The organism is Streptomyces sp. NPDC104371 (genome assembly GCF_055583785.1).
Map to the genome: position 1 here is coordinate 451620 of NZ_JBVJNF010000005.1, position 16590 is coordinate 468209.

13 protein-coding genes are annotated in these 16590 nt (G+C 69.7%); 9 read left to right on the forward strand and 4 right to left on the reverse strand.

From position 1 onward, the window contains the following. Positions 1-13: 13 nt before the first annotated feature. On the reverse strand, positions 14-2140 hold the full coding sequence (locus ACZ60T_RS19030) for an FG-GAP-like repeat-containing protein (RefSeq protein ID WP_469666924.1): 2127 nt from the start codon (positions 2138-2140) through the stop codon (positions 14-16). 53 nt (positions 2141-2193) lie between these two features. Beyond that, positions 2194-2694 carry a hypothetical protein gene (locus tag ACZ60T_RS19035; RefSeq protein ID WP_469666925.1) on the reverse strand — a complete coding sequence of 167 codons (501 nt, stop codon included), beginning with the start codon at positions 2692-2694 and terminating at the stop codon, positions 2194-2196. A gap of 376 nt (positions 2695-3070) precedes the next feature. Between ACZ60T_RS19035 and ACZ60T_RS19040 the strand changes: the two genes are divergently transcribed. From ACZ60T_RS19040 to ACZ60T_RS19055, 4 genes are all read left to right on the forward strand, one after another. Further along, complete coding sequence (locus ACZ60T_RS19040) at positions 3071-6319, forward strand: ALF repeat-containing protein (RefSeq protein WP_469666926.1); 3249 nt, start codon at positions 3071-3073, stop codon at positions 6317-6319. Between the two features lie 122 nt (positions 6320-6441). After that, positions 6442-6807 carry a hypothetical protein gene (locus ACZ60T_RS19045; protein WP_469666927.1) on the forward strand — a complete coding sequence of 122 codons (366 nt, stop codon included), beginning with the start codon at positions 6442-6444 and terminating at the stop codon, positions 6805-6807. Between the two features lie 109 nt (positions 6808-6916). Further along, positions 6917-7405 (forward strand): GNAT family N-acetyltransferase, encoded by a 489-nt coding sequence (locus ACZ60T_RS19050; RefSeq protein ID WP_469666929.1) that lies wholly within the window; start codon positions 6917-6919, stop codon positions 7403-7405. 306 nt (positions 7406-7711) lie between these two features. After that, the gene (locus tag ACZ60T_RS19055; RefSeq protein ID WP_469666930.1) at positions 7712-8236 is read left to right on the forward strand and encodes a peptidylprolyl isomerase; all 525 of its coding nucleotides are present in this window, start codon (positions 7712-7714) and stop codon (positions 8234-8236) included. A gap of 154 nt (positions 8237-8390) precedes the next feature. On the opposite strand, the gene ACZ60T_RS19060 is transcribed toward ACZ60T_RS19055, so the two are convergent. Next, the gene (locus ACZ60T_RS19060) at positions 8391-8999 is read right to left on the reverse strand and encodes a hypothetical protein (protein ID WP_365623197.1); all 609 of its coding nucleotides are present in this window, start codon (positions 8997-8999) and stop codon (positions 8391-8393) included. A 782-nt stretch (positions 9000-9781) separates the two neighbouring features. On the opposite strand from ACZ60T_RS19060, the gene pcaDC reads away from it, so the two are divergent. From pcaDC to ACZ60T_RS19080, 4 genes are all read left to right on the forward strand, one after another. Further along, the gene (gene pcaDC, locus ACZ60T_RS19065; RefSeq protein ID WP_469666931.1) at positions 9782-11080 is read left to right on the forward strand and encodes a bifunctional 3-oxoadipate enol-lactonase/4-carboxymuconolactone decarboxylase PcaDC; all 1299 of its coding nucleotides are present in this window, start codon (positions 9782-9784) and stop codon (positions 11078-11080) included. Positions 11081-11151: 71 nt separating this feature from the next. Next, on the forward strand, positions 11152-11787 hold the full coding sequence (locus ACZ60T_RS19070; protein ID WP_365623193.1) for an MBL fold metallo-hydrolase: 636 nt from the start codon (positions 11152-11154) through the stop codon (positions 11785-11787). A gap of 68 nt (positions 11788-11855) precedes the next feature. Continuing rightward, the gene (locus ACZ60T_RS19075; protein ID WP_469666932.1) at positions 11856-12635 is read left to right on the forward strand and encodes an exodeoxyribonuclease III; all 780 of its coding nucleotides are present in this window, start codon (positions 11856-11858) and stop codon (positions 12633-12635) included. A gap of 60 nt (positions 12636-12695) precedes the next feature. Further along, on the forward strand, positions 12696-13136 hold the full coding sequence (locus tag ACZ60T_RS19080) for a DUF6278 family protein (RefSeq protein ID WP_469666933.1): 441 nt from the start codon (positions 12696-12698) through the stop codon (positions 13134-13136). Between the two features lie 425 nt (positions 13137-13561). On the opposite strand, the gene ACZ60T_RS19085 is transcribed toward ACZ60T_RS19080, so the two are convergent. Continuing rightward, positions 13562-14317, reverse strand: a complete 756-nt coding sequence (locus ACZ60T_RS19085; protein WP_469666934.1) for a hypothetical protein — start codon at positions 14315-14317, stop codon at positions 13562-13564. A gap of 106 nt (positions 14318-14423) precedes the next feature. On the opposite strand from ACZ60T_RS19085, the gene ggt reads away from it, so the two are divergent. Further along, positions 14424-16232, forward strand: coding sequence for a gamma-glutamyltransferase (gene ggt, locus ACZ60T_RS19090; protein WP_469666935.1), 1809 nt, complete (start codon positions 14424-14426; stop codon positions 16230-16232). The last annotated feature ends 358 nt before the right edge of the window (positions 16233-16590 follow it).

Genomic DNA, 16590 nt, shown 5'->3' on the forward strand with positions numbered 1-16590 from the left:
CCCGACTCCCTTGCTACGAGGGGTTGTTGTAGCGGTCGATCAGCCGGACCCGGCTGAAGGTCCAGTTGCCCGCAGCCGCTTCCCAGCTCCCCGCGGGCTCGTTGAGCGTTCCGTCGGCCTTGGCGGTCCAGGTGATGGTCTTGACCCGGCCATCGGAGTAGCCGTAGAGGGTGGCGAGGTCGTCGCGGCCGTCGCCGTCGAAGTCCCCGGTCACGAGCTGCATGTTCTCGCGGTAGTAGTTGCCCGCCGGGGTGGTCCACAGATCCGTACGGCCGCCGAGCTTGCCGTCGGTGCCGCTGGGCGTGAAGCCGATCACCGCGTCGTGCCCGTCGGCGTAGTCGTACCAGACGGCCACGTTGTCGCGGCCGTCACCGTCGAAGTCCCCGGAGTACACGGTGGCTCGCTTGAAGTCCCAGCCGGTGGCGGAACTCCAGCCGTGCACCGGCTCGTTGAAGCCGCCGTCGGGCTTGGCCGGGAAGGTGATGAGCTTGACCTCACCGGTGGAGTAGCCGTAGAGGACCGCGAGGTCGTCGCGGCCGTCACCGTTGTAGTCGCCGGTGACGAACTTCATGTTCTCGCGGAAGTAGTTGCCCGCCGGGGTCTGCCATCCGGCGAACGGGCTGTTGAAGCCGCCGTCGGTCTTGGCGAGGAAGGTCTGGATCTTGTCGCTGCCGTCGGCGTAGTCGTACCAGACGGCGACGTCGTCGCGGCCGTCGCCGTTGAAGTCACCGGCGACCGGGGTCATCCGGGAGAACGTCCAACCCGAGGCGATCTTCCAGGACTTCAGGGGCGCGGCGAAGTTGCCGTCGCCCTTGCCCAGCCAGGTGATGAGGGCGACCTCTCCGGTGGAGTAGCCGTAGAGGGTGGCCACGTCGCCGATGCCGTCGCCGTTGAAGTCGCCGGTGACGGGCTTCATGTTCTCGGCGTAGTAGTTGCCCGCCGCGGCTTCCCAGCCGTGGACGGGGCTGTTGAAGCCGCCGTCGGTCTTGGCGAGGAAGGCGTGGATCTGGTCGCTGCCGTCGGCGTAGTCGTACCAGTCGGCCATGTCGCTGCGGCCGTCGCCGTCGTAGTCGTGGCGGACCGTGGTGCCGGCGGCCCACTGCGACTCGTTCTTGGCGTTGTAGATGACGAAGTCACCGCGGTCCTGAAGGACGGCCTTGCCACCGGGCGCGGTGGTCTTCGACTCCCACAGCGTCGTGGTCCCGTCGGTGTCGATGACGGCGAGGTTGCCCTGCGCGTCGAGACGGGCCGTCGCGCCGGGGTGCCCCGCGGTCCTGGTGGACCAGAGGGTCTTGCCCGCGCGGGAGACGACGACGAGGTTGCCGTCGGACTGCAGGGTCAGACGGGCGGCGTTGGACGTCAGGGAGTCTCCGGGCATGAGCACGCCACCGGCCGACAGCGTGCTGCCGCCGACGATGTTGTCCAGCCGGGTGGAGACGGCGTCGGTGCGGGTCTCGGCCGGGTCGGCACCGAAGCAACCGCCCTGCCAGGACTGGCTGCTGAGCGCGACCAGCTCGGGTCGGCCGTCCTTGATCCGGACGATCGGCCCGCCCGCGTCACCGGCGCAGATGGCGTCCGCCGCGGACTTGCCGTGCAGGGCGAGCGTGGTGCCCGCCACGGAGTCGACGGTGAAGGTGGCGGTGTGGAGCTTGAGCGGCGCCCACTCGTCCTTGGTCCGGCCGTACCCGGCGACCGTCAGCTCCTCCCCGGCGGCGGGCGCGGTGTCGGCGAACGCCACGGGGGTGATCCCGGTGGCCGGTGAGGCGAGGCGAGCCAGGACCAGGTCCCGGTCCTCACGGGGCACCAGCTCGACGACCTCACGGACCTGCCCGCCGGAAGTGGTCAGATCCGTACGGCCGATGGTGGCCATGGTCTTCGACTTCGGCTTGCCCGCGGGGACTTGGGACGTTCCGCTGTCGGAGAAGCAGCTCGCGGACGTGGCGAGCCACTGCGGTGACACCAACGCCGCGGAACAGGCGCGCTGGCCGTCGCCCACGTCGAGACGGGCGGTGAAGGCATATCCGGCGTCGGTGGCGGCGGGTCCGGTGACAGCGGACGCGGGCGCCGCGCACAGAGAGCCCGGTACGGCGAGGAGCGTGGCGGCGAGAGCGAGGAGGGGCATGCGTCTGGAGCGTGGCATGAACGGGTTCCTTGGCTTCGGATCGTAGAAGGTGGGAGCCATGGGACGGCGGCCTACTTGTTGGTGGAGATCTCGACCAGCATGTGATCGCCGTCCGCCGGATCGGCCGCTTCTCCCACATTGGTCCAGGAGTCCTTGGTGATCTCGTAGACCTTCTCCCGATCGCCCACGGTCATCTTCACGGACGTCTCGTACGAGTTGCCCTTCACGCCGTAGACCGCGGGTATTTCCATGGCGAGGTATCCGCTGTTACCGGTGACGCGGAAACAGACCATGTCCTTGTTCCGCGGCTGTACTCCGAGCAGCCCTTCCTGACTTCCGCAGGTCGCGAGGACGATATGGCCGTCACCGCGCTTCAGAACAATTCCCTGCTCTTCGAGAATCTTGTCCGCCCGCGGGTAATTGAAGTCCTCCACCGCGTACGGCGGGTTCTCTCCCGCCGCCATGTCCGCCCGCAAGGTCTGGTCCTTGTGACCCGTGGCGCTGAACGCGACGCCCACACTCGCGGCGATCAGTACGCACGTCGACACGAGTACGCGACTCGCAACCTTCATCTCTCTTCTCCATAACGAATAGGAATCCAAACGAAACACACACTGATCCTTCACCGTAGGACGCGGTAGAGGGCCGGGCATACGGATTTACGGAGTTGTGACCTCAGGGGCAGGTCTGGGTCTATAGGCTCCGGTAGCGCAAAATGACGCTCTCTTCGTCAGATGTCGATCCCAAGTCGACAAAAGGGATGTCTGCGACACCCTCTTGCTGAATAGCCGACCGCCCTGACAGGTTGTTGGCGAACTTGCATTTCACTAAGTGCGAGTTTGGCTGCTTGCAAACACTGTTTATGGGGGTGGAACGGGCATGCTGAGACGTAACCCATCGAGACGGAATATCTCCGAATGGGGCCCTTCGCGCCGGAGTTTCTTGACCTTGGCGGTAGCCGCCACGGCGGCTTCGGTCGTAGGGACGAGGAACTCACCGGCGTACGCGGCCGACGGAGCGGGGACAGGGGACAGTGACCGCGACCAGGCCGTCGACGCCTGGCTCCTCGGCGGCCGTGCCGTACGAACGGAAGCGAAACAGGCGCTCACCGGCGACCAAGCGGCTCTGACGGCCTTCCTCACCACGGGGCTGGCCAGGGCGCAGGCCGAGGACGACCGGGTCTCCGTCCTGGAGATGCTCAACTTCGCGGGTCCCGGTGTACGGGCGAAGGTCCAACAGGTCCTCGACGGCACCGACGCGGAACTGCACGCGTTCGTCACCGGAGGCTACGAGCAACCGCTGGCCGACGACCGGCGGGTCGCGGTCCTGACGATCCTGGGCGCCGGCGGCAAGGCCGTGGTGCGCGAGGCGAACAAGGCCCTGGACAACGGCACGCCGAACGTGCTGGACGGCTTCCTCCAGGAAGGGCAGTACAGCGCGCGCGAGGAGGACGAGCGGTTCGAGACGACCGCCATGCTCGCCGGCGCCGGTCCGAACCTGACCCAGGCCATCAACCGGGCGCTGGACGGCACAGCGGCCGACGTGAGCGAGTTCTTACGCTACGGGCAGCACCTCGCGCGTGCCCGTGACCAAGAGAAGCTGACGATCGACCAGTTGGTGGTGCAGGCGCAGAACGCGGGTGCGCGCGCCCACACCGCGACGGTCGAGGCCAAGGAGGCGGCCGAGCACGCCGAGGCCGCGTCCGTCGAGGCCAAGAAGGCCGCCCTGCTGGCCGCCGACGAGAGCGCCGCGGCCAAGGGCGACGCGCTCAAGGCGTCACGTGCCGCCGGACGGGCCGCCGACGCGGCGAACGGCGCGGCAGCCGCGGCCCGTACCGCGGTCTCGGCGTCGCACACCGCGATCTCCGCGGCCCACACGGCCGCGAGCGCGGCCCAGGCCGCCGCCGCAGCGGCCGGTGCCGCCTCTCGCGCCTCGGTGCGCGCCTACCAGGCCGCCTCCGCCGCGTCGAAGGACGCCGGTCAGGCGGCAGCGGCGCGCGAAGCCGCCCAAGTGGCCCGGGACACGGCCAAGAAGGCCCGAACCGCCGCCGCCGCGGCCTCCGCCGCCGCGGACGCCAGCGCCCAGGCCGAGACGTCGAGCGCCGCCGCGGCCCGTGCGGGACAGAACGCCGCGGCGTCCGCCAACGCCGCCGCGGACGCGGCTGCGGCGGCGGGTGTCTCCCAGGCCGAGGCCAAGCGGGCCAGAGACGCCGCCGCGTTGGCCACCCGCGCCGCCAACACCGCCACCGCCGCGGCCAATCGGGCCGCGACCCTCGCCTCCCGGGCGGCCACCGCCGCGCGCGATGCCCACAAGGCCGCCAACAGCGCCGCCGATCACGCGGACGCCGCAGCCGCTGCCGCCGAGGACGCGGCCAAGCACGCGGGCGAGGCGCAGGACTGGGCCAACGAGGCGACCATCCAGGCCAACAAGGCCGTCGCCGCGGCCACGGACGCCGCCGCGGCCGTCACCCAGGCACAGGACATCGCGGCTCTCGCCCGTGAAGCGGAAGCGGCGAAGCTCGCCGAGGAACGCACCCTGGCCATCGAAGCGGCCCAGGAGTTGAAGAAGGAGGAGGAGCAGAACCGCTCCCGTATCGAGCAGATCCAGACCCAGCAGGAGCTGACCGACCAGGAGACCCGCGACCTGCTCGACCGGGCGCGGTCGGAGAGCGATCCCGCGCAGGTGGCCGTGCTCGGGCGCAAGGCCGCCGTCAACCTGATGGACTCCGTGGGTACGTGGACCCGTCAGGCCGCGCAGGACGCGCTCGCCGGTGACGACCAGGCGGTGGTCGACTGGGTCGGGCACACACATGGCGACGCCATGGCGCTCGATGACCGGGAACGCGTGCTCACGCTGGCCAACGCGGGGAGCGCCGTGCTCGCCGACGCGGCCCAGAAGGTGCTCGCGGACGACGATCAGCAGGCCGTGACGGACTTCCTGGACGCGGACGCGCTGGCCGTTCAGGTCGACGACTACCGCGTGGAGGTCCTGAAGACGTTGCAGGGGGCCGGAAGGGCCGTGAAGGCGGCCGCCAACGCGGCGATGGACGACGGCAGCGTCGAAGCCCTGCACGAGTACCTCCTCACCGGCTTCGCCAAGGCCAAGACCGAGGACGACCGGGTCACGACCCTCTCGGCTCTCGACGGCGCCGGCCCCAATGTCGAGGCCGCGGCCCAGGCCGCGCTCGAGGGCCCGCAGTGGATGCTGGAGCGCTTCGTCACCTCGGTCCGCTACAAGGCCCAGCAGGCCGACGAGGACACGGCCACCCATGTGGCGGCCATCCAGGCGCAGATCGCCCGAGCCGCCGCCATCGCGGCGACGGCCTTCCAGGAAGCCGCCGAAGCGGCCAAGGCGGCGGCCGACGCGCGCGGTGCCGCGGCGGAGGCCAAGCAGTGGGCGACCAAGGCCGCCAACTCGGCGACGAGCGCGAAGGGTTACGCCGACGACGCGCAGAAGTCGGCGGCGAAGGCGGACGTCTCGGCGGCTGCCGCGGCGGCCTCGGCCAAGCTGGCCGCCGACGCGGCTGCGGCTGCGCGTTCGGCCAAGCGGCAGGCCAACTACTCGGCGAACCAGGCCATTTCGTCGGCCAACACCGCTGTCGCGGCGGCGAGCAGCGCACGGGCCTCGGCCGACCGCGCGTACGCCGACGCGATCGCGGCGGGCAAGGACGCCGCTGCCGCCCGCTCGGCGGCCACTGAGGCGAAGGCCGTGGCGCAGCAGAAGCGGCAGCAGGAGATGGCCGCGGCGGCGGCCAAGGCGGCTCAGCAGGCGAAGCAGAACGCCGAGAAGGGTGTGAATCCCGCTGAGTCGACGGCCAATGACAAGGTCGACTTCACCGAGATCGACAAGGAGGCCACCAACAACGCCGCCGAAGCCGCCACGTACTTCGGGCGGGTGAGCGCGGTGCTCGGCGGGGCCGCGGTGGTCGCCGCGTTCATCCCCGGCGGGCAGTTGGTCGCGGGCGGACTCGCCGGAGCGTCGCTCCTGTTCGCGGGAGTCAGCGCCCTGTACAGCGCCAAGGCCTATGGTTGGGGAAGCTCGCAGTTCGTGGCGTCGGTCGGCGGTATAGCTCTCACCCTGGGTCTCGGCGGCGTGGGAAGCCTCGCCGCGGATTCCATGGTGAGCAATGTCGGCAAGGCCGCGATCAAGGGAGTCCACGACACCGTGTCGTCCGTCGTGGGCTGGTTCTCGTCGTAAGCGCGTCGTGTAGGCGCACCTGGTAGGCGCGTCTCGTAGTGCGTTCTCGAAGAGGGGCTGAGAGACGGGGAGTTGACAGACTCCGCATACTCTCGGCCCCTCGTCGGGAGGAACGGAATGCTGTGAAGGATTCACCGCTGTGGTGGCTGTTCGCCGCGATGAGCGTCCTCATCTGGTTCGCTGTGATGCTCCCCGCCATGCCCACGCGAAAGCACAAGGCATTCGTCTCCTGCGGCCCGGCGCTCGCTGTCGTTCCACTGGCGGCGTACTGCCTGAAGTCCAAGGAGCCCTTCACGGAGATGCTCCCCGTCTACTGCGCGCTGATCGTCTCCGTACCGGTGGGAATCCTGGGACATCGCAAGGCTCTGCGTGAAGTGCTCTCAGACCCCGATATCCCGTACGACGAGGCGACCGGCCCCTGGACGCTACAGGCGGCGTGCGCTCTCGCCGCATTCCTCGGCCTGGCTCTCTACTATGTGGCCCATTGAGGGCCGTCTCGTCCTCCCGGTGGCTCGGGCCCGGGGACGGTGCGGGAACGCCTACCCGCGTAGCCGACCCGTCGCACGAAGGCATTCCCCGGTGCGAAATACTCCTCTGATGAGTTCACGCACTTCCCCGAGCAGGCAGCCGATCACGATACGGAGAGCCGTCGCGCGGGATGCCAAACGGCTCACGCGGCTCGTGCGTGGCTCAAGCGCCTACGAGGGTCAGTACGCGGCGGCAGTCGCGGGCTACCGGGTCGGTCCTGATTACATCGAGGCCCACCGTGCCTTCGTGGCCGTCGGCGCCGACGAGCAGGGAGGCCGGGTCCTCGGGTTCTACTCGCTCGTCCTCGCTCCACCGGAGCTCGACCTGCTGTTCGTCGCCGACGATGTGCAAGGGCGGGGTATCGGACGGCTCCTCGTCGCGCACATGCAGTCCGAGGCCCGTGCCGCAGGGCTCGACCGTGTCAAGGTCGTGTCGCATCTTCCCGCCGAGGACTTCTACCACCGCGTCGGCGCGGTGCGGACCGGGACCGCGTTCGCGAACCCGCCCGCCGTGCCGTGGGACCGTCCCGAATTCGAGTTCCGCATTCCTCCGAGGTGACACGGTGTGCCGGTCCGCAGGGCACCCGGCTTCGCCTGCATGGTGGCCGGGCCGCGCCCTAGACTGCGACCGCTCCGAAATCTGGTGATCCTCTGGAGGATGTGCAGGATGAACCGAGCTCTCATAACGGCATGGGTGGCAGCGGCGTCGGTCGCGTCCGGGGTCAGTACCGCCTCCGCTTCCGAGGCCCCGCCGCGAACCACACACGGCCCTTGCCAGTACGCCCAGACCCCGGACGAGCCGGCGGCGCGGCCGGTTCCCCTGCCGCCCGATCCGCGACGCACCCCCAGCCATGGCACGGTCGACATGGCTGTCCCGACCAGCCAGGGCCCGCTCCCGCTGCGTCTGGACCGGGCGAAGGCGCCGTGCACGGTCCAGAGCTTCGTGCACCTGGCGCGGCACCGGTTCTACGACCGTACGGTGTGCCATCGGCTGACGGCGTATCCGACGCTGAAGGTCCTGCAATGTGGCGACCCGACCGGCACTGGCGAGGGCGGGCCGGGGTACGAGTACAAGGACGAGCTGCCGGTGGACCTGCCACCGGTACCGACCGACCCGACCGGCACCCGTCGCCTGTACGGGCGCGGCTTGCTGGCGATGGCCAACGCCGGGCCGAACACGAACGGTTCGCAGTTCTTCGTCGTCTACGGGGACTCCACACTGCGACCGGACTACACGGTGTTCGGCACGGTCGGTGCCGCCGGTCTGAAGACGCTCGACAAGATCGCTGTCGGCGGTATCGAACCAACTGCCCAGGATCCGGCGCCTGTCGACGGCACGCCCGTACTGCGGACCGAGCTGCTCAGCGTCCGGCCGTCCTGCCGACCCTGACGATCAGCCCCTGCTCACAGGGGCTGTGACACGCCTGGTCGGCTTGCTCCGACGGTGATCCCGCGCAGACGGGAACCTGGTACGACGACGCCCCGCCGGCTTGCTCCGGCGGGGCGTCGTCGTGCATGTGGTCAAGACCAGAGGTATCGCTGCCTCAGATGGTCGGGGTGTCGTCGACGACCGGCTTGTGAACCTCGACGACCGGCTTCCAGCCCGCGGAGAACTCGATGAAGTCCGCACGGGTGGGGTAGGTGTCGATCGCGCGACGGTCACGCTTGGGGCTGTCGTTCCCCTTGCGTCCCCGGGGAACCTGCTCCTCGAAGATGTCGACCTTCACGTCGGGAACCTCCTTGAGGCCCTGGCGCCAGATCTGCACGACATCGGCGCCGAACGCCTGCCGGACCGCGGCGTACAGGGCCGTGAGGGACCCCTTGTCCCCACCGGGGACGAAGAGCGCGAGGTCCAGCACGACACCGGCGGACTGGAGGACCTCGATGGTCACCGGGCCGTTCTCGTCGGCCAAGTAGATTCCGGCTTCGTCCTCGTCGTCGGGAAGGCAGGAGACTTCTTCCTGGAATACGGTTCGCGCCGTGATCGAGCCGCCGTCGAAAGCCTCACCGGACTTGGTCAGAAAGGCAGGGACATAGCAGCCGGGAAGCTTGAGTTCTTCCGTGTCGGCGGAAACGAAGATCCTGTCCTTCACGCCGAGCTGCGTCACCTCTTCCAGCGAGAGGCGGCGAGCGGCGATCTTCTCCGTGTTCACGATTTCCCTTTCAGGTTGCACTGTCCCTCTGAACAAGGACGCTATCACGAAACCATGAGGTCAACTGCCCAGTAATCTTTGGGTAGATGGCCTCCGATGACCTGCGTGGGAGCATGTCGAAGCGAGTGTCACTCGGTCGGGAACGCGCATCCGCCGGGTAGTGTCCCTCGCCATGCTGTTGGGGATCAACTGGCGGTTGCATTTCGGTGCGTTGGGTGGCACGGAGGAACTAACAGTTGGTTTGCGGTAGATACCGCCCATATCCCCTTCGGAGAGGCGGCGGCGAGGTAAGGCGGTCCATTCGTCGTGTATCTCGAAGAGCGCGGCGGAAACAAGCCGGATGGTCCGACAACGCAACAACGGAGCCCCCACCGGCACCATCTTGATGGAGCGCGAACCGGAAGTCGCGTACGCGATGCACATCCAGCGGGCTCATCCGGCTACGGCAGGTCTTCCACCGAGGGCGGGCAGCTCTTGTCCAACGTGTGGTGTCCGAGCGGCTGTTGGGCGAGATTCCGGAAGGTTTCCAGTGAGCCACGCCGAGTCTCGTCCATGCCACCATACTCGGTGCTGCAACCCCGACCGCCTGGAAGCAGTGCCCAAGGAGGGAAGCCTTGCTCGTAGAGACCGGGGGAGGGCGCGCGCCTGGAGGATCCCCGTCGACGCGGCCACGCGTACACGTCGGAGGAACACCTGCCGGGCCTGCCGTCGAGAGTGGGACGTGTCTCGCAAGGTTCACCCCAGCGATGTGACATCTCGTGACAGATGAAAGGCTCAGGCGAGTGAGCGAGACACAGACGAACACCCTGCAATACCGCTTTGACGGACCAGAAGACGCCCCGGTCCTGATCCTGGCTCCCTCACTGGGTACCACATGGCACATGTGGGACCGCCAGGTTCCGGAACTCGCCAAGCAGTGGCGCATCTTCCGGTTCGACCTGCCCGGTCACGGCGGCGCCCCCGCGCACCCCGCGCCCTCCGTCGGTGACATCACCGCCCGGCTGCTCGCGACCCTCGACGCCCTGGGCGTGCAGCACTTCGGCTACGCGGGCTGTGCGCTGGGCGGCGCCATCGGGATCGAGCTGGCGCTGCGTCACCCCGAGCGGCTGGCCTCGCTCGCGCTGATCGCGGCCTCGCCCCGCTTCGGCACGGCCGACGAGTTCCGCCAGCGCGGCGTGGTCGTCCGGACCAACGGACTCGACCCGATCGCCCGTACGTCCCCGGAGCGCTGGTTCACCGGAGGGTTCGCCGCCGCCCAGCCCGCGATCACCGAGTGGGCCGTGCAGATGGTCCGCACCACCGACCCCGGCTGCTACATCGCCGCCTGCGAGGCGCTCGCCACCTTCGACGTACGGACCGAACTCGGCCGTATCGGCGTGCCGACCCTCGTCCTCGTGGGGTCGGAGGACCAGGTCACCGGTCCCGCCGAGGCGCGCACCCTGGTCGCCGGGATCCCGGACGCCCGCCTCGCCGTCGTCCCCGGCGCCTCCCATCTGGTCCCCGTCGAGCAGCCCGCCGCCGTCACCGATCTGCTCGTACGCCACTTCTCGACCGCCTGGCAGCCCGCGTTCGACTCGACGACGGGCCAGCTCACGGCGATCGCGGCGGCCTCGGCGAAGCCGGTGCCGACGGCCGCGCCGCTGGTCACGCCCGTGGCCGAGATCGCCCCCGTCGCCCTGCCCCCCGAGCCCGTGGGCAGCCCCGACACCTACGACGCCGGGATCAAGATCCGCCGCGAGGTGCTCGGCGACGCCTGCGTCGACCGGACACTGGCCGCCACGGACGACTTCTCCGCGGACTTCGAGCAGTTCACCACCCGCTACGCCTGGGGCGAGGTCTGGGCACGGCCCGGCCTCGACCGCCGCACCCGTAGCTGCGTCACGCTCACCGCGCTGGTCGCGGGCGGCCACCTGGACGACCTCGCCGCCCACACCCGAGCGGCCCTGCGCAACGGACTCACCCCGAGCGAGATCAGGGAAGTACTGCTCCAGACGGCGGTCTATTGCGGCGTACCGGCCGCGACCAGCGCGTTCAAGGTGGCGCAGCAGATCATCCGGGAGGAGACCACCCCCCAGGGGTGAACGCGCGCCCGATACCACGGGTATCAGGCTGAGCGGGCCCCGGCCGCCCCGGCCGGGGCAGGATGGGAGCCATGAAGCTCACGAAGAAGTTGCATGCCTGCATCCGGCTGGAGAAGGACGGACGCACGCTCGTCATCGACCCCGGCACGTTCAGCGAGGAGGACGCCGCCGTCGGCGTGGACGCCATCCTGGTCACGCACGAGCACATGGACCACTTCAGCGAGGAGCGGCTGCGGACCGGGATGGAGGCCAACCCGGGCGCCGAGATCTGGACCCTCGCCTCCGTCGCGGAGAAGATCTCGGCGGCGTTCCCGGGCCGTGTGCACACCGTCGGCCACGGCGACACCTTCACCGCGGCCGGGTTCGACGTCCAGGTGCACGGCGAACTGCACGCCGTGATCCACCCCGACATCCCGCGCATCACGAACGTCGGCTATCTGATCGACGGCGGCAAGCTCTTCCACCCCGGTGACGCGCTCACCGTCCCCGACCAGCCGGTCGAGACGCTGATGCTCCCCGTCATGGCGCCCTGGAACAAGATCGCGGAAGTGATCGACTACGTCCGCGAGGTCAAGCCGCGGCGCGCGTACGACATCCACGACGCCCTCCTCACGGACCTCGCCCGCCCGATCTACGACCACCAGATCGGCGCGCTGGGCGGAGCCGAGCATCTGAGGCTGACGCCGGGGGCGTCCGCGCAGGTCTGAGGGCCGAGCGCCCCCAGGGCCCGCGCACCGGGGGCGCGCTGTCACACCCGCCCGGTAGGTTGTGGGACATGCGCATCGCGACCTGGAACGTGAACTCGATCACCGCTCGCCTCCCCAGGCTGCTGGCCTGGCTGGAGAGCAGCGGTACGGACGTGCTGTGCCTCCAGGAGGCCAAGATCTCCGAGGAGCAGTTCCCCTACGACGAGCTGCGCGCGCTGGGCTACGAGGCGGCGGTCCACGCCACCGGCCGGTGGAACGGCGTCGCGGTGCTCTCCCGCGCAGGCCTGGCCGACGTGGTCAAGGGCCTGCCCGGCGATCCCGGCTACGAGGGCGTCCAGGAGCCCCGCGCCGTCTCCGCCACCTGCGGCCCGGTCCGCGTCTGGTCGGTGTACGTGCCGAACGGCCGCGAGGTGAACCACCCGCACTACGCGTACAAGCTCCAGTGGTTCGAGGCCCTGAAGGCGGCCGTGGCGGGCGACGCGGGCGGCAGCCGCCCCTTCGCGGTGATGGGTGACTACAACGTGGCGCCGACGGACGACGACGTCTACGACGTAGCGGCGTTCGAGGGCGCCACGCATGTCACCCCGGCCGAGCGCGCCGCCCTGACCTCGCTGCGGGAGACGGGCCTGACGGACGTCGTCCCGCGCCCCCTCAAGTACGACCAGCCGTTCACGTACTGGGACTACCGCCAGCTCGGCTTCCCCAAGAACCGCGGTATGCGCATCGACCTCGTGTACGGCAACCAGCCGTTCGCGAAGGCGGTCAAGGACGCGTACGTGGACCGCGAGGAGCGCAAGGGCAAGGGCGCGTCGGACCATGCGCCCGTGGTGGTGGACCTCGACATATAGGCGGCGCTCCGGGCGGTGTCACGACGGTGCGCGCGAACACACCGATGACACGCTGGAGGCATGAACATCCCTTTCCTGGGCAACCGGCGCAAGAAGCGCGGCGCCGCCTCCGGTATCGCGGTGCTCTCCGACAGTGCTGCCGACGCGGCCGGTGTCACCGGACTCCTCGCCGAATGCGGGCTGTTGCGCTCCCAGGCCGAGCAGTCCGGTGTCGAACTCGACGACACGGCCGCGTCCTTGGCGGCGCTCGACCAACTCCTGCCGCGCTGGCGCGACGACGAGGAGATCCTGCCCTGGCTCGGGAACGACGCGGGCCTCTACCTCGGCACGGTCATCGTGCGCACGGTCCGCGGAGCCGTCTGGCAGATCGTCCCGAGCGGCCACCCCATGGTACGGCTGGCCTCCGGCCGCGAGATCGACGTGGTGGCCGACGGCCACACCTGGGCGGCCACCGGAGCCCCCGAACTGTCGCAGGTCTACGCTGAGGTGGCCGAGGTCTGACGAGGGGCTCCGCCCACTCCGGGAAGCCCATCGTGTCGAACCTCGACTACGATGTGGCGTTCATCCCGGTGATGATGGTGTCTCACCGATCCGCACCGGGATGGGCGTGCTGTTCTCCTGGCTCACCCCTCGGGTGTCCCGGTGAGAGCGGCGCGGTCCCAGGACCGGGGCCGTGGCGACCACCGCGGCCGGACCAGGGACAACTGCTGCCGGTCATGGCCCCAAAGCCGTTGGGGGAGGGAAGCGGCAGCCACAGGGCCAGGCCCGGCCGGCGGCAGCCGGAGATCACTGCTCGCGCAGCGGTACGGACACGTAGGACGCATCGCCCGCCGCCGAGGAGAAGGTCAGCTGCGCGCCGGACGGGTTGTGCTCGACGGGGATCGGCGCGGCCCGTGAGAGGCCGATGCCGTGCGGGGGACGGGACTTCAGGGCGCGCGGTGCGACGTACGGGGAGACGGCGTCGGCAGCGGTGCCTGTGCCGCCCGTGTCACATCCGAGACCAGCTCGACCACATCGGGCCCGTACGCCTGCGAGTTGACGACCTTCAGCAGCAGCACGAAGGAGTTGGCGCCGTACTTGCGGGCCAGCCGCTCGTGGTTGCGGGCGAGATAGCGCGTCGCCGCCTGGTTGGTGATCGCCCGCTGCCCGCAGAAGAGGAACACCGGCCGCGCCTCGCGCCGCTCGCCTGCGGTGAGCCGGGCCAGCATCACGTACTCCGCGACACCGGGCTCCATGCGATAGCGCTCACCGCCGATCTGGAAGGCGTTGCGGTCGGGACCCGGATCCGGGGCGACGTTGACCCGCACACCGGGCAGCATCGCCGCCATATGGGCCAGCATGCGCCGGTTCGAACCGGGCCCGCCCACACAGAACTCGGTGCGCTCCCCGAAGCTCTGCTGGACGTTGTCCTGGGTCACCATCTGCATATGGGCCCCGCAGTCCTTGATCAGCGCGGCCAGTTCCAGCAGGGCGAACACATCGAAGCGGTGCACGGCCGGTTCGTGGGTGGCCGGGTCGCGGTTGACGACGAGCAGGGACTCCGCGTTGTCCGGCAGCCCGAGGAACGCCTGCTGACGGCGGAGCTTGCGGTTCCACAGGTAGGTCCGGGATATCCAGCCCAGCCCGGCGCTGATGCCCGTGGCCACCAGACCCAGGATGATGTTGAGTACGTCGTCGTTCATGGGCGCGCATGGTAGTGCACCGCCGCGCGCCCGCTGCTCGACACAGACTGTCGTGACCCCGGCAATGCGGTTACGCTGCGTGGACGGACGTCGACTGGAGGTACGAATGCGTCACCCTGTCGCACGGAGTCTCGCGGTGCTCGCGGTCACGACCGCCGTGGTGTCGGTGGGAGCGGCGCCGCCGTCGTCCGCCCGGACCCCGGCGAAGGTGCCGGTGGCCGTCGGGTACGGCGGTGCCGTGGCGAGCGTCGACGCGGACGCCACCGCCGCCGGTATCGAGGTCCTGAAGAAGGGCGGCAACGCCGTGGACGCGGCCGTCGCCACGGCCGCCGCGCTCGGCGTGACCGAGCCCTACTCCTCCGGCATCGGCGGGGGCGGCTACTTCGTCTACTACGACGCCAAGTCCCGTACGGTGCGCACCATCGACGGCCGCGAGACCGCGCCGCTGACCGCGGACTCCGGGCTGTTCCTGGAGAACGGCAAGCCCCTCGCCTTCGACGACGCCGTCACCAGCGGACTGAGCGTCGGCACCCCGGGCACGCCCGCCACCTGGCAGAAGGCACTGGACGCGTGGGGCAGCAAGCGGCTGGGCACGGTCCTGAAACCGGCCGAGCGGCTCGCACGCGACGGGTTCACCGTCGACGACACCTTCCGCTCGCAGACCGCCTCCAACGAGACCCGCTTCCGCTCCTTCCCGGACACCGCCAAGCTCTTCCTGCCCCACGGCGCGCTCCCGGTCGTCGGCTCGACCTTCAAGAACCCCGATCTCGCCCGCAGTTACGAGGAGCTGGGCAAGAAGGGCATCGGCGCGATCTACCACGGCGACCTCGGCAAGGACATCGTCGCCACGGTGAACAAGCCGCCGGTGGACCCGCGTTCGGGCTGGAACGCCCGGCCGGGCAAGCTGTCCGCCCGCGACCTCGCGGCCTACCGGGCCAAGCTCCAGGCACCCACGAAGACCTCCTACCGCGGCCTCGACGTCTACTCCATAGCCCCCTCCTCGTCCGGCGGTACGACCGTCGGTGAGGCGCTCAACATCCTGGAGAAGACCGACCTCTCGAAGGCGAGCGAGGCGCAGTACCTGCACCACTTCATCGAGGCCAGCCGTATCGCGTTCGCGGACCGCGGGCGCTGGGTGGGCGACCCGGCCTTCGAGGACGTACCGGCCAAGGAACTGCTGTCCCAGAAGTTCGCCGACTCACGCGCCTGTCTGATCAAGAACGACGCGGTACTGACCAGCCCGCTCGCGCCCGGCGACCCACGCCATCCGACGCGCTGCGGCACCGGGGGCACGGCGGCCCCGACGACGTACGAGGGTGAGAACACCACACACCTCACGGTCGCCGACAAGTGGGGCAACATCGTCTCCTACACGCTCACCATCGAGCAGACCGGTGGCAGCGGCATCACCGTCCCGGGCCGTGGCTTCCTGCTCAACAACGAGCTGACGGACTTCTCCTTCGCCCCCGCGAACCCGGCCGTCCACGACCCGAACCTGCCCGGTCCGGGCAAGCGCCCGCGCTCCTCGATCTCCCCGACGATCGTCCTCGACCGACAGGGCCGCCCGGTCGTCGCGCTCGGTTCGCCCGGCGGCGCGACCATCATCACCACGGTGCTCCAGACCCTGACCGGCTTCCTCGACCGGCACCTGCCCCTGGTCGACGCGATCGCCGCGCCCCGCGCCAGCCAGCGCAACGCGGCCAAGACAGAACTCGAACCCGCCCTCTACGACAGCGCGCTACGCGGCCGACTGGAGGCGATCGGCCACTCCTTCACCCCGAACCCCGAGATCGGCGCGACCACCGGCGTCCAACGCCTCCCGAACGGCAAGTGGCTGGCGGCGGCGGAGACGGCACGCCGCGGGGGAGGCTCGGCGATGGTCGTGAACCCGACGGGCTCGACGGGAGGTCGATGAGGCGGAGCACCGTGGCTCCGCTGGTCGCGCTGGACCGGATCTTCTGAGCAGGGCACGCACGACCGGGCGGTCGGCAGCGTGGTGATCATGCGGCGCCGAAGCCTCGGTTGAAGGTTCGGCCGGAAGGGGTGGGTGTGGAGGCGGTGCCGGAGGTGCGGAAGGAGTCCGGGCTGTGGGGGGTGGGATTTCGGGCGGGGGCACTGCTGGGGATCCCGACAGCCCTGGTCGCGGTCTTCGTCGTCAGCCGGGTATGGGCGTCGTGCGATGTCGGTGTGAACGCCTCGGCCGACCCCCTTATCCCGCACCCATGTGTCCGGGGAATGTCCCGGCCTGGTGGCCGGGGTTCATTCCTACGTGA

Coding starts and splice junctions, on each gene's coding strand:
- ACZ60T_RS19055 (WP_469666930.1), top strand. CDS start 7,712: ATGGCTGTCCCGACCAGCCAGGGCCCGCTCCCGCTGCGTCTGGACCGG.
- ACZ60T_RS19035 (WP_469666925.1), bottom strand. CDS start 2,694: ATGAAGGTTGCGAGTCGCGTACTCGTGTCGACGTGCGTACTGATCGCC.
- ACZ60T_RS19085 (WP_469666934.1), bottom strand. CDS start 14,317: ATGAACGACGACGTACTCAACATCATCCTGGGTCTGGTGGCCACGGGC.
- ACZ60T_RS19075 (WP_469666932.1), top strand. CDS start 11,856: ATGCGCATCGCGACCTGGAACGTGAACTCGATCACCGCTCGCCTCCCC.
- ACZ60T_RS19070 (WP_365623193.1), top strand. CDS start 11,152: ATGAAGCTCACGAAGAAGTTGCATGCCTGCATCCGGCTGGAGAAGGAC.
- ggt (WP_469666935.1), top strand. CDS start 14,424: ATGCGTCACCCTGTCGCACGGAGTCTCGCGGTGCTCGCGGTCACGACC.
- ACZ60T_RS19050 (WP_469666929.1), top strand. CDS start 6,917: ATGAGTTCACGCACTTCCCCGAGCAGGCAGCCGATCACGATACGGAGA.
- ACZ60T_RS19030 (WP_469666924.1), bottom strand. CDS start 2,140: ATGCCACGCTCCAGACGCATGCCCCTCCTCGCTCTCGCCGCCACGCTC.
- ACZ60T_RS19080 (WP_469666933.1), top strand. CDS start 12,696: ATGAACATCCCTTTCCTGGGCAACCGGCGCAAGAAGCGCGGCGCCGCC.